The sequence below is a fragment of the Flavobacterium succinicans genome (assembly GCF_001662485.1).
Taxonomy (GTDB): Bacteria; Bacteroidota; Bacteroidia; order Flavobacteriales; family Flavobacteriaceae; genus Flavobacterium; species Flavobacterium succinicans_A.
Genome location: NZ_JMTM01000046.1, coordinates 368597 through 381731 on the forward strand (window position 1 = coordinate 368597; position 13135 = coordinate 381731).

The 13135-nt window shown below is 39.0% G+C and carries 9 protein-coding genes and 1 riboswitch; all 9 genes read left to right on the top strand.

What is annotated here, in order from left to right:
- Positions 1 to 37: 37 nt before the first annotated feature.
- The 9 genes from cysD to metF all read left to right on the top strand — a co-directional run bounded on the left by cysD (position 38) and on the right by metF (position 13011).
- A complete protein-coding gene (gene cysD, locus FLB_RS08875) occupies positions 38 to 937 on the top strand; it encodes a sulfate adenylyltransferase subunit CysD (RefSeq protein WP_024981945.1) in 900 nt (299 codons plus the stop codon).
- Positions 938 to 1030: 93 nt separating this feature from the next.
- Entirely contained in the window at positions 1031 to 2275 is a 1245-nt protein-coding gene (locus FLB_RS08880) for a sulfate adenylyltransferase subunit 1 (protein ID WP_064715590.1), read from the top strand.
- A gap of 111 nt (positions 2276 to 2386) precedes the next feature.
- A complete protein-coding gene (locus FLB_RS08885; RefSeq protein WP_064715591.1) occupies positions 2387 to 4477 on the top strand; it encodes a HEPN domain-containing protein in 2091 nt (696 codons plus the stop codon).
- Positions 4478 to 4488: 11 nt separating this feature from the next.
- A complete protein-coding gene (gene cobA, locus FLB_RS08890; RefSeq protein WP_082923254.1) occupies positions 4489 to 5307 on the top strand; it encodes a uroporphyrinogen-III C-methyltransferase in 819 nt (272 codons plus the stop codon).
- Between the two features lie 260 nt (positions 5308 to 5567).
- On the top strand, positions 5568 to 6149 hold the full coding sequence (locus FLB_RS08895) for a bifunctional precorrin-2 dehydrogenase/sirohydrochlorin ferrochelatase (protein ID WP_064715592.1): 582 nt from the start codon (positions 5568 to 5570) through the stop codon (positions 6147 to 6149).
- Positions 6150 to 6323: 174 nt separating this feature from the next.
- Entirely contained in the window at positions 6324 to 7379 is a 1056-nt protein-coding gene (locus FLB_RS08900; RefSeq protein WP_064715593.1) for an NAD(P)/FAD-dependent oxidoreductase, read from the top strand.
- A gap of 180 nt (positions 7380 to 7559) precedes the next feature.
- Positions 7560 to 7667, top strand: a riboswitch (SAM riboswitch).
- Between the two features lie 240 nt (positions 7668 to 7907).
- On the top strand, positions 7908 to 8909 hold the full coding sequence (locus FLB_RS08905) for a homocysteine S-methyltransferase family protein (protein WP_064715594.1): 1002 nt from the start codon (positions 7908 to 7910) through the stop codon (positions 8907 to 8909).
- Between the two features lie 374 nt (positions 8910 to 9283).
- Positions 9284 to 11959 (top strand): methionine synthase, encoded by a 2676-nt coding sequence (gene metH, locus FLB_RS08910; protein WP_064715595.1) that lies wholly within the window; start codon positions 9284 to 9286, stop codon positions 11957 to 11959.
- A 95-nt stretch (positions 11960 to 12054) separates the two neighbouring features.
- The gene (gene metF / locus FLB_RS08915) at positions 12055 to 13011 is read left to right on the top strand and encodes a methylenetetrahydrofolate reductase [NAD(P)H] (protein WP_064715596.1); all 957 of its coding nucleotides are present in this window, start codon (positions 12055 to 12057) and stop codon (positions 13009 to 13011) included.
- Positions 13012 to 13135 lie beyond the last annotated feature (124 nt).

Here is a 13135-nt window from a genome sequence, read left to right on the forward strand (position 1 = left end):
CTTACACTTTAAACTTTAAACTCTTAAACTAAAAATAATGAGTTCAGTATTAAAAACAAATGCTTTAGAAAGCGAAGCTATTTACATATTCAGAGAAGTAATTGCTCAATTTGACCGACCTGTTTTGCTTTTTTCGGGCGGGAAAGATTCGATTACCTTGGTGCGTTTGGCACAAAAAGCCTTTTTTCCAGCAAAAATTCCTTTTCCGTTGTTGCACGTAGATACAGGACATAATTTTCCAGAAACCATTGAGTTTAGAGATAAATTGGTGGCAGAATTAGGATTAGAATTAATCGTTCGCAATGTACAAGATGCTATTGACGAAGGTAAAGTAATAGAAGAAACAGGAAAGTATTCTAGTAGAAATACACTGCAAACGACAACACTTTTGGATGCCATCGAAGAATTTAAATTCGATGCTTGTATCGGTGGAGCACGTAGAGACGAGGAAAAAGCGAGAGCCAAAGAGCGTATTTTCTCAGTACGTGATGATTTTGGTCAATGGGATGAAAAAAACCAACGTCCTGAATTGTTTGATTTGTTGAATGGTAAAATCGAAAATGGTCAAAACGTTCGTGTTTTTCCAATTTCAAACTGGACCGAATTGGATGTTTGGAGTTATATCGAACAAGAACAAATCGAGATTCCGTCGATTTATTTTTCACACAAAAGAAAAGTTTTTTTGAGAGACGGTTTAATTTGGTCACACTCTCCTTATGTGTACCAAGAAGAAGACGAACAAATCGAAGAACGAATTGTTCGCTTCAGAACCGTTGGTGATATGAGTTGTACTGCCGCAGTAGAGTCGTATGCCGCCACTATTGCTGAAGTAGTAGGAGAAATTCGTTCTTCTACCATTTCTGAAAGAGGCGCCAGAATCGACGACAAACGTTCGGAAGCCGCTATGGAAAAAAGAAAACAACAAGGGTACTTTTAGAATAGCAATTGAAAGATTTAAGGATTTAAAAAATTAAAAGATGTAAGGAGAAAGTTAAACAACTTTAAACCTTAAACTTTAAACAAAAAATAAATGGAAGTTTTAAAAATAGCAACAGCAGGAAGTGTAGACGACGGAAAAAGTACGTTAATCGGAAGATTATTATACGATACACAATCCTTGACTACCGATAAAATTGAAGCAATAGAAAAAAGTAGCAAGCAAAAAGGATACGATTACTTAGATTTTTCTTTGGCGACGGATGGTTTGGTGGCCGAGAGAGAGCAAGGAATTACGATAGATGTAGCGCATATTTATTTTTCTACTGCGAAAAAAAGTTACATCATTGCCGATACACCAGGTCACGTAGAATATACCCGTAATATGGTAACTGGTGCTTCGACTTCTCAAGTATCAATTATTTTGATTGATGCTCGAAAAGGAGTAATTGAGCAAACGTACCGTCACTTTTTTATCAATAATTTATTGCGAGTGAAAGATGTGATTGTTGCCATCAACAAAATGGATTTGGTGGATTATTCGGAAGAAGTTTTTAATAAAATCAAAGCTGATTTCCAAGCCTTAAATGCAAAAAGTGCCTACAAAGAACAAAACGTAAGCTACATTCCATTGAGTGCTTTGACAGGAGATAATGTAGTAGAAACTTTGGGAAAAATGCCTTGGTATACTGGACAAACTATTTTGCAGCATTTAGAAGGTTTAGAGCCCAAAGATATTTACGATAATGGACAAGCTCGTTTCCCAGTACAAACCGTAATTCGTCCAAAAACGGAAGAGTACCACGATTTTAGAGGATACGCTGGAAAATTATACGGAAACAATATTAAGGTTGGCGATGCGGTAACGGTACTGCCTTCTTTGACGGAATCTACAATTACGAATATTCACTTTTTCGACAAACAATTTGATGAGGCGAGCGTTGGTTCTTCCATTACAATCGAATTGGAAAATGACATCAATGTGACTCGCGGTGATATGATTGTAAAATCAAGCGAGCTTCCTAGAATTGAAAAAGACATCACCACAACCGTTTGTTGGATGGATAGCAAAAAATTAGTAGCAGGAGCAAAGTATTTTGTGCAACACAACACCAACAGAGTTTTGGCTAAAATTGACAGTGTGAAAAACGTAATCGCAACCGATTATTCTGGAGTGACACCAGCTAATCAATTAGCTATAAACGAAATTGGTGAAGTAACTATAAAATTGAGCAAAGCCATTTATTTTGATGCTTACAACGATAACAAATCAAATGGAGCTTTTATTTTAATTGATGCTGCAACCAACACCACTGCAGGCGTTGGATTTATAAAATAAGCCCCTAAGCCCCAAGTGGGAAATTAGTGGGAATAACGTAAAATGAAACAAATTATTAACTAAATAATAGACTCGGCTCCCTCCCTTTTGGGGAGGGCTGGGGTGGGGCTTATGGAAAGTTTTAGAACCGAAATAGAGAATCCGATTGTCCAAAAGGATATAATCGATTTAGAAAGAAAAATTGCTTTATTCCGCGATGGAAAAATCGATGACGAACGTTTTCGTTCTCTTCGTTTAGCAAGAGGTGTATATGGGCAACGTCAAGAAGGCGTGCAAATGATTCGTATCAAGTTGCCTTTTGGTAAAGTGACTAGCGAACAATTGCACCGTATCTGTAAAGTTTCTGAAGAATATTCTACGGGACGTTTGCACATTACTACGCGTCAGGATATTCAAATTCACTATGTGAGTTTGGATAGAACACCACAACTTTGGGCTGAGCTAGAGAAAGATGATGTTACCCTAAGAGAAGCTTGTGGGAATACGGTTAGAAACATTACCGCTAGCGAAACTGCTGGTATCGACCCAGACGAACCTTTCGATGTGTCTCCATATGCACACGCACTATTCGAATTTTTCTTGAGAAATCCAGTATGTCAAGAAATGGGACGTAAATTCAAAATGTCTTTTTCTTCTTCTGATAAAGATACCGCTTTGAGCTATTTGCACGATTTAGGATTTATTCCAAAGATTGTAAATGGAGAAAAAGGATTCAAAGTAATGCTTGGCGGTGGATTAGGTTCTCAACCCCATCACGCCGAATTATTATCTGAATTTATTCCTGCCAATCAAATCATTCCAACAACCGAAGGGGTTCTAAGAATTTTTGACCGTTTTGGCGAAAGAGCCAAACGATTGAAAGCGAGAATGAAGTTTTTGATTAAAGAAATTGGGAAAGAGGAATTTTTGCGTTTGGTCGATGAAGAGAAAAAAGCTTTATCGCATCAAGTAGTTGAAATTGATACAACTCCTTTTGAAAAAGCCATTCCAACGCCAGTATTGGATGCTCCACAAGTTGTGATTGATGATGTCGCTGCCTTCGAAGCTTGGAAAAAGGCCAATGTTATTCAGCAGAAACAAGCGGGTTATGTGGCTATCGGAATCAAAGTAGCTCTTGGCGATTTTTATATTGATAAAGCAAGACAATTGGCTGATTTAATTAAGAATTATGCAACCAACGAATTGCGTTTTACGTTGCGTCAAGATATTTTAATTCGTCATATAAAAGAAGAAGCGTTGCCTTTCTTTTATCAAGAATTAGCCAAATTAGATTTTGTTGCTTTAGGATACAATAGCACCGCTGATATTACCGCTTGTCCAGGAACCGATACGTGTAATTTAGGAATCGCAAGTAGTACTGGAATTGCAGTAGAATTAGAAAGAGTTTTAGCGACAGAATATCCACACTATGCCAATTCAAACGAAATCACAATAAAAATTAGTGGTTGTATGAACGCTTGTGGCCAACACAATATGGCCGAAATTGGTTTCCAAGGAATGTCTATCAACGCAGGTAAACTGGTGGCACCAGCTTTACAAGTATTGTTAGGTGGAGGAAATTTAGGAAACGGACAAGGACGTTTTTCGGATAAAGTAATCAAAATCCCGAGCCGTCGTGGTCCAGAAGCCCTACGATTAATCCTGAATGATTTTGAAGCCAATGCCAACGGTCAGTCATTCTTGAACTATTACGATGCTAAAGGGGAGAAATATTTCTACGAATTTTTGAAACCTTTGGCCGATGTAACCAATTTAACCGAAGCTGATTTTGTAGATTGGGGTAACGCTGATAATTATGTAAAAGCAGTAGGTGTGGGTGAATGTGCTGGTGTTGTGATTGATTTAGTAGCAACTTTGTTATACGAAGCCAAAGACAAATTGACGTTTGCACAAGAAGCTTTCGAGGATCAAAAATGGTCGGATGCGATTTACTTGGCTTATGCTGGATTTGTAAATGGAGCCAAAGCTTTGTTATTAGCCGAAAACCAAAAAACAAACCATCACGCAGGAATCATCGATTTGTTTGATACCGTTTTTGTGGAGACGAATAAAATACAATTAGCCACTTCTTTTAAAGAATTGGTTTATCAAATTAAAGAAAACGAACCATCTGAAACTTTTGCCAAAGAATACATTGCGACAGCAACTGCGTTTTTTGAAACGATTGAAACATACAGAGCAGAGGATTTGTCTAAAAATTAAAGAAGAATCAGATGAGCTATAAAATAACAGGAAATAGTTCCTCCTCTCGTTCTATTGGATTGAGTAGGAGTGGTCCTAAAGTTACTTTAGTAGGTGCAGGCCCAGGTGACCCAGACCTTTTGACTATAAAAGGAGTAAAAGCCTTGGCCGAAGCCGATGTCGTTTTGTATGATGCTTTGGCTAACGAAGAATTAATGGAGTTTGCACCAAAATCTTCCATAAAGATATTTGTAGGCAAACGTAAAGGAAGTCACGCCTATTCGCAAGAGCAAATCAATCAGTTAATCGTTGATAATGCCTTGACTTACGGTCACGTTGTTCGATTAAAAGGAGGTGACCCATTTATTTTTGGGCGTGGAAGTGAAGAAATTGAGCACGCTGAAAGCTTTGGAATTCCTACCTTTGTCGTTCCAGGTATTTCATCATCAATTGCAGTTCCTGCTTATCAAGGGATTTCGTTGACAAAACGTGGTGTATCTGAAAGTTTTTGGGTAATTACTGGTACAACATCGGCAAGAAAATTATCAAATGATGTTCAGCTAGCTGCCAAATCAACGGCAACAGTGGTGATTTTGATGGGAATGAGTAAGTTGGCTCAAATCGTGGCGCTATTTCAAGAGGAAAGCAAAGGTGAAACGCCTATTGCCATCATTCAAAACGGAACGACTCCAGAAGAAAGAATTGGGGTAGGAACTATTGATACGATAGAAGCTGTTGTAGCAGCGCATAATTTGAGCAATCCCGCCATCATTGTAATTGGCGAAGTGGTAAAAGAAAGCAATAAATTAAAAGGTTTTTACGAAGAATTTATTTCAAAAGAAATCCGATAAATAAAAGTTCCGTAGGAACAAATAATTGAATAGCGTCGGGTTTTAACCCGATGAAGTTAAAAGGATTTTACGAAGAGTTCATTTCGAAAGAAATCCGATAAATAAAAGTTCATAGGAACAATTAATTGAATAGCTTCGGGTTTTAACCCGATGAAGTTAAAAGGATTTTACGAAGAATTTATCGTAGCGTCAGGTCGAGACCTGACTTAAAAAACAAAAACAGTAAGGTCAGGTCGTGACCTGACCCAACAAAATAAACAATGGAAAGAAACGAATTATATCCCGTGTTTTTAAAACTACATCAATTAAATGTTTTGATTGTAGGTGGCGGAAATGTGGGTTTAGAAAAGTTGTCTTTTATGTTGAAATCAAGCCCAAATGCGAATGTTGAAGTGGTCGCACCGCGATTTCTTCCCGAGTTGGAAGCTTTGGCTGAAAAACATCCTTCAGTAAAATTGACGCCCAAAAAATTCAATCGTTGGATGCTTCGAAAGCGTAATTTAGTAATAGCTTGCACGGATGATTTGAAGGTAAACAAGCGTGTGTATGATTTGTCCAGAAAGCGTTATTTGATTTGTAATATTGCCGATACGCCCGATTTATGCGATTATTATTTAGGCGGAATTGTGACCAAAGGCAATGTGAAAATCGCTATTTCAACGAACGGGAAATCACCGACAACCGCCAAGCGATTGCGCGAATTTTTTGAAGAGGTCATTCCTGATGATGTGAATAAAATGGTCGAAAACCTGAATGAATATCGCAAAACGTTGAAAGGAAATTTTGAAGAAAAGGTGCAACGTATGAATGAAATCACCGAGGCATTAAAAAATAATAAATAATACCGTAGGGACAGGTCGCGACCTGTTCTTCATCACAATAAAAAAAACACCCAAGTGATATTTATCACGAATTCTCAAAGGAATTAATCGTTTATTTGAACACCAAGGGACAGGTCGCAATCTGCTCGAAAAAAATAAAAAAAAAAAGGAAGTAATAAGTATAAATAAAAAAAAATGGTTAAAACAGATATATTAATAATAGGAGCAGGACCCACAGGGCTTTTTGCCGTTTTCGAAGCAGGATTATTAAAATTAAAATGTCATATTTTGGATGCCTTGCCACAGCCAGGCGGACAATTGTCAGAATTGTATCCTAAGAAACCTATTTATGATATTCCAGGATTTCCAGAAGTACTAGCCGGAGATTTGGTGGATAATTTAATGGAACAAATCAAGCAATTCGAGCCAGGATTTACCCTAGGAGAACGTGCAGAAACCATCGAAAAACAAGAAGATGGTAGCTTTATTGTAACATCTAATAAAGGAAAAAAATTCCACGCTCCAGTTATTGCTATTGCAGGAGGCTTAGGAAGTTTTGAACCTAGAAAACCTTTAATCGAAGACATTGAGTTTTACGAAGACAAGGGAATCAAATACTTTATCAAGAATCCAGAAAAATTCCGCGATAAGAGAGTTGTGATTGCTGGTGGTGGAGATTCTGCTTTAGACTGGAGTATTTTCTTGTCGAATGTAGCATCAGAGGTAACCTTGATTCACCGTCGTAACGAATTCCGTGGCGCATTAGATTCTGTAGAGAAAGTACAAGAATTAAAATCTGCTGGAAAAATCAGATTGATAACTCCAGGAGAAGTAGTTGGCTTAAATGGTGCCGAACGCATCGAATCTGTAGTGGTAGAAGACGACAAAGGCGCTAAGCAAACCATCGCTACCGACTATTTTATTCCACTTTTCGGATTGACTCCAAAATTAGGACCTATCGGCGATTGGGGATTAGAAATCGAAAAAAACGCCATCAAAGTAAACAATGCTTTAGATTATCAAACCAATATTCCTGGGATTTTCGCCATTGGTGACGTAAATACCTATCCAGGCAAATTAAAATTGATTCTTTGCGGATTCCACGAAGCCACGTTAATGTGTCAAGCGGCTTACCAAATTATCAATCCAGGTAAAAAATATGTGATGAAATACACCACCGTTTCAGGTGTTGACGGATTCGACGGTACTCGTAAAGAAGCGCCAAAAGCAGTAGTGAAAGCTATTGTATAGTTTCGTTTATTCCGTTTAAAGGTTTAAATTGTTTAAAAGTTTAAGTGTTGCCTCGATTCGGCGACAATCTTAAACAACTTTAAACAATTTAAACCTTTTTTTAAACTTTTAAACTTCTAAAAAAACACTTGCAATTGTTAGCGTTATGTCGTTACTTTGCACTGTTCCTATTTTTATTGAAAGTTATCACGAAAGGCGGAGGGAAAAGACCCGATGAAACCTTAGCAACCCTTTACTTTTTTAAAGAAGGTGCTACATTCTACCAAGCATAGCTCGGATAGATAACAACAAAATACAGTCTCGTATTTTTTCAAACCCCTTTCCCGATACATTTTTAAATAATTGAATGAGCGCATCATTGCCGCTTTTTTGGTATCAACGTTCCCGCTATCCGTTACAATCTTGTATGCCGAACCCCGGCACACAAGGATTTACACTGCTATCGGGGCTAAAGAGCCTCAAATAGTGAATATTTGGAAATAGTAATAAAGCTTTGCGCCCTTGCGACTTAGCGGTTTAAAATAAAGTATGTCAACAATACAAGAAGAAATTAAAAAAAGAATTCTCGTGCTCGACGGAGCGATGGGAACGATGTTACAACGCTACAATTTCTCCGAAGAAGATTTTCGTGGCGAACGATTCAAAGATTTTCCACATCCGTTAAAAGGGAACAATGATTTATTGTCTCTCACGCAACCACAGGCCATCAAAGCCGTGCACGCCGCCTATTTTGAGGCAGGAGCCGATATTGTAGAAACCAACACCTTCTCAGGAACCACAATCGGAATGGCCGATTATCATTTGGAGGATTTGGTATACGAACTCAACTACGAATCGGCTAAACTAGCGCGTGAAGTAGCCAATGAATTCACCGCCAAAAATCCAGACCAACCGCGTTTTGTTGCAGGTTCCATTGGACCCACGAACAGAACTGCAAGTATGTCGCCCGATGTGAATGACCCAGGATACCGCGCCGTAACTTTTGATGATTTACGCATCGCTTACAAACAACAAGTCGAAGCCTTGTTGGATGGTGGTTGTGACATTCTTTTGGTAGAGACCATTTTCGATACGCTGAATGCCAAAGCCGCACTTTTTGCCATCGAAGAAGTCAAAGAAGAACGCAACATCGATGTGCCTATTATGGTTTCAGGAACCATCACCGATGCTTCAGGAAGAACTCTTTCTGGACAAACCGTTGAGGCTTTCTTGATTTCGGTTTCGCACATTCCGTTGTTGAGTGTAGGATTCAATTGCGCTTTGGGTGCCGATTTGCTCAAGCCTTATTTGCAAACTTTGTCGCATAATACTTCTTTCAATATTTCGGCGCATCCTAATGCAGGTTTGCCGAATGCTTTTGGAGAATACGACGAAACGCCTGAGGAAATGCAAGCTCAAATTCGTTCTTATTTAGAAGATAATTTAATCAACATCATAGGAGGCTGCTGCGGCACCACCCCAGAGCATATCAAATTAATTGCCGATATCGCCAAGGAGTATAAGCCGAGGGTTTCGACGGCGGTGATGTAAAAGACTGTTCCGGTTTTGTCCTTCCGACGAAGGAGGAATCACATTACGTGAGTCACTTGATGCGATTCCTCCTTCGTCGGAAGGACAATAGCAACGAAATTGATTCCGTTGTGAATTATAAAAACGGAATCGTTTCGTTGAAACAAAAAAGGTGTTGTATGCACAATACTGCGTGAGGGATAGTAGTGGAGCTTTTTTTCTTGATTTTTTTATCAAGAAAAAAAGCGGGAACGGATAGCCCGGCCCTTGGGACACGCCCAAAATAAAAAAAGAAAACCCAGTTTAGTTTTGAAGACGAGCTGGAGATAAAAAATAGAATAGAAAATCACTTAGTAACTAAGCTACTTAGCCACTGAGTAACTCAAAATAAAGAAATGGCAGAAAAAAGAAGAAACCTAGTATTATCAGGATTGGAACCCTTAATCATCACGCCGGAAAGCGTATTTGTGAATGTGGGGGAACGAACCAATGTGACGGGTTCGCGAAAATTTCTTCGATTGATAAAGGAAGAGAAATACGATGAGGCGCTTGATATTGCGCGCCAACAAGTAGAAGGGGGCGCACAGATTATCGACGTGAATATGGACGAAGGAATGTTGGATGGTGAATATGCTATGACCAAATTCCTGAATCTGATTGCGGCGGAACCAGATATTTCGCGTGTGCCGATTATGATTGACAGCTCGAAGTGGGAAATCATTGAGGCGGGTTTGAAAGTGGTGCAAGGGAAATGTGTTGTGAATTCGATTTCTTTGAAAGAAGGCGAGGAGCGATTCATACATCACGCGAACTTAATCAAACGCTATGGTGCGGCGGTGATTGTGATGGCTTTTGACGAAGTAGGTCAAGCCGATAATTACGAAAGGCGTATCGAAATTTGCCAGCGTTCGTATGATATTTTGTTGGGAATTGGATTTCCACCACAAGATATCATCTTCGATTTGAATATTTTTCCTGTGGCTACAGGAATGGAAGAACACCGCTTGAATGCTTTGGATTTCTTTAGAGGGACTAAATGGGTTCGCGAAAATTTACCGCACGCACATATTAGTGGCGGGGTGAGTAATGTGTCGTTTTCGTTTAGAGGAAACGATGTGGTGAGAGAGGCGATGCACTCGGTTTTCTTGTATCACGCGATTCAAAACGGAATGACGATGGGAATTGTAAACCCAGAAATGTTGTCGATTTACGATGAGATTCCAAAAGATTTATTAGAATACGTTGAAGATGTGATTCTGGACCGACGCGACGATGCTACTGAACGTTTATTGGATTTTGCTGAAAATGTAAAAGGAGACGGTTCCAAAACAAATGAAGCAGTAATACAAGAATGGCGTAATGGAACCGTACAGGAAAGAATCACGCACTCTTTGGTAAAAGGAGTGGATGCTTTTATAGAAATTGATGTAGAAGAAGCACGCTTGGCCGCCGAAAAACCAATCGAAGTAATCGAAATCAACTTGATGGCAGGAATGAATGTCGTGGGAGATTTGTTTGGTTCGGGTAAAATGTTTTTGCCACAAGTGGTAAAATCGGCACGTGTGATGAAAAAAGCAGTGGCTTATCTTTTACCTTTCATTGAAGCCGCCAAGCAAGTTGGAGACAAATCTGGGAACGGAAAAATATTGATGGCTACTGTAAAAGGTGACGTACACGATATTGGAAAGAATATTGTTTCGGTGGTATTGGCTTGTAATAACTATGAGATAGTCGATTTGGGTGTGATGGTGCCTCCAGAAAAAATTATTGCTGCAGCTATTGAGCACGAGGTAGATATTATTGGATTGAGTGGATTGATTACGCCGTCTTTGGACGAAATGGTGTATTTGGCGAAAGAGCTGGACAAACGCAATATGAAAATCCCTGTAATGATTGGTGGAGCCACTACTTCGCGTGCGCATACCGCGGTGAAAATCGCGCCTCAATACAGAGAAACGGTAATTCACGTAAACGATGCTTCGAGAGCGGTGACCGTAGCGGGTAATTTATTGGACCATAACAGAAAAATTTATGCCAGCGATATTCGTGCAGAATACGATGCGTTTAGAGAAACGTTTTTGAATCGTTCACGAGATAAGAATTTCTTATCTATCGAGGAAGCTAGAAAAAATAAATTGCAATTGGATTGGGATAATTTTACTCCAGTACAACCCAAAGTAATTGGCAAACAAATCGTAGAAGTCGATTTAGAAACTTTGGTGCCTTATATCGATTGGACGCCATTTTTCAGAACGTGGGAATTATTCGGGAAGTATCCTGCAATTTTAACCGATGAAGTTGTGGGTGAACAAGCCACTTCAGTTTTTGCGGATGCACAAGCGATGTTGAAAGTTATTTTGGAGGAGAAAAAGTTAACCGCAAAAGGCGTTTACGGAATTTTCCCTGCGAATCAAATCAACGACGACGATATCGAATTGAAAGATGAAAATGGAAATCCATTACAAACATTTTTGACTTTGCGTCAGCAAGCTCAAAAAACCAAAGGAGCGCCCAACATTGCTTTGTCTGATTTTATTGCGCCAAAAGAAAGTGGGAAAGTGGATTATATGGGAGCTTTTTGTGTAACCACTGGTTTTGGAGTAGACGAATGGGCTGCCGAATTTGAGGCAGCATTAGACGATTATAATTCGATTATGGTGAAGGCCTTGGCCGACCGTTTTGCAGAGGCTTTTGCCGAATATTTACACGAAAAAGTCCGTAAAGAAATTTGGGGCTATGCCGCTGATGAGGTGTTAAGTAAAGAAGATTTGATTGAAGAATCGTATAAAGGAATCCGTCCAGCACCTGGTTATCCAGCTTGTCCAGACCATTTAGAAAAACCGACTATCTGGAAATTATTGAACGTTGAAGAAGAAATCGGGGTGACTTTGACGGAAAGTATGGCGATGTGGCCAGCTTCATCTGTTTCTGGGTACTATTTTGGAAATCCAGAAAGCAAGTATTTCGGACTTGGTAAAATCAAAGAAGACCAAGTAATTGATTACGCCAAACGAAGAAATGTTTCGACCGATGTAGCCATGAAATGGTTGAATCCGAATATAGCTGATTAATAATAGTTTAAAGTTGAAAATTTGTTTAAAGTTTAAAGTTTAAAGTTGTTCGTGAGAACCTTAAACCTTAAACCTTAAACTTCAAACTAAAGGAAATGAAAGTAACACAACATATAGAAAACGCCAAAGGAGAAACCTTGTTTTCTTTTGAAATTATTCCGCCACAAAAAGGCAAAAGCATTCAGGAATTATACGACAACATCGATCCTTTGATGGAGTTCAAGCCGCCATTTATTGATGTGACCACTTCTCGTGAAGAGTTTATCTACGTAAATAAAGGGAACGGGTTATTAGAAAAGAAGTTGACAAGAATGCGTCCAGGGACTTTGGGGATTTGTGCTTCAATCAAACACAAATATAATGTCGACACGGTGCCGCACGTACTTTGTGGAGGGTTTACCAAAGAAGAAACCGAGTATTTGTTGGTGGATTGTCATTACTTAGGCATTGATAATGTGATGGCTTTGCGTGGTGATGCGATGAAAGACGAGCAATCGTTTGTGCCAACCAACGGTGGGAATAAATATGCTTCTGATTTAGTAAGCCAAATTTATCAATTGAACCAAGGGAAGTATTTGCACGAAGTAATGGACATTGATAATAAAGCCGATTTCTGTATTGGGGTGGCGGGTTATCCTGAGAAGCATTTGGAATCCCCTTCTTTGCAAACCGATTTGAAACGTCTTAAAGAAAAAGTTGACGCTGGAGCGGATTATGTCGTGACTCAAATGTTTTTTGATAATGCTAAATATTTCGAATTCGTAGCCAAAGCCAGAGAAATGGGCATTACAGTTCCTATTATTCCTGGGATAAAACCTATTGCGGTAGAAAGACATTTGCAAGTATTGCCACAAATTTTCCGTATCGATTTGCCTGAGGATTTAATTGCTGGGGTAGAAAAATGTAAAAACAATGCCGAAATCCGCCAAGTTGGAATAGAATGGGCGATTCAACAATCTATAGAGTTAAAAGCCGCGGGAGTTCCTGTTTTGCATTATTATTCTATGGGAAAATCAGAAAACATCAGACAAATCGCAAGTCAGATTTTTTAAATAGAAGGATTATATTATTTCAATTGGAAGTACTCGATGAGCTTTTGGCTTGTCGGGTATTTTTTTTGGGGTAATGTGGTCAAAAATAGTTGGTGATTTTTCATTTAAGATTAGTTAAATTGCT

What these genes read in the sequence shown, in the direction of transcription:
- cysD (WP_024981945.1), top strand. Translation starts at nt 38, where the DNA reads ATGAGTTCAGTATTAAAAACAAATGCTTTAGAAAGCGAAGCTATTTAC.
- FLB_RS08885 (WP_064715591.1), top strand. Translation starts at nt 2,387, where the DNA reads ATGGAAAGTTTTAGAACCGAAATAGAGAATCCGATTGTCCAAAAGGAT.
- FLB_RS08905 (WP_064715594.1), top strand. Translation starts at nt 7,908, where the DNA reads ATGTCAACAATACAAGAAGAAATTAAAAAAAGAATTCTCGTGCTCGAC.
- metH (WP_064715595.1), top strand. Translation starts at nt 9,284, where the DNA reads ATGGCAGAAAAAAGAAGAAACCTAGTATTATCAGGATTGGAACCCTTA.
- cobA (WP_082923254.1), top strand. Translation starts at nt 4,489, where the DNA reads ATGAGCTATAAAATAACAGGAAATAGTTCCTCCTCTCGTTCTATTGGA.
- FLB_RS08895 (WP_064715592.1), top strand. Translation starts at nt 5,568, where the DNA reads ATGGAAAGAAACGAATTATATCCCGTGTTTTTAAAACTACATCAATTA.
- FLB_RS08880 (WP_064715590.1), top strand. Translation starts at nt 1,031, where the DNA reads ATGGAAGTTTTAAAAATAGCAACAGCAGGAAGTGTAGACGACGGAAAA.
- metF (WP_064715596.1), top strand. Translation starts at nt 12,055, where the DNA reads ATGAAAGTAACACAACATATAGAAAACGCCAAAGGAGAAACCTTGTTT.
- FLB_RS08900 (WP_064715593.1), top strand. Translation starts at nt 6,324, where the DNA reads ATGGTTAAAACAGATATATTAATAATAGGAGCAGGACCCACAGGGCTT.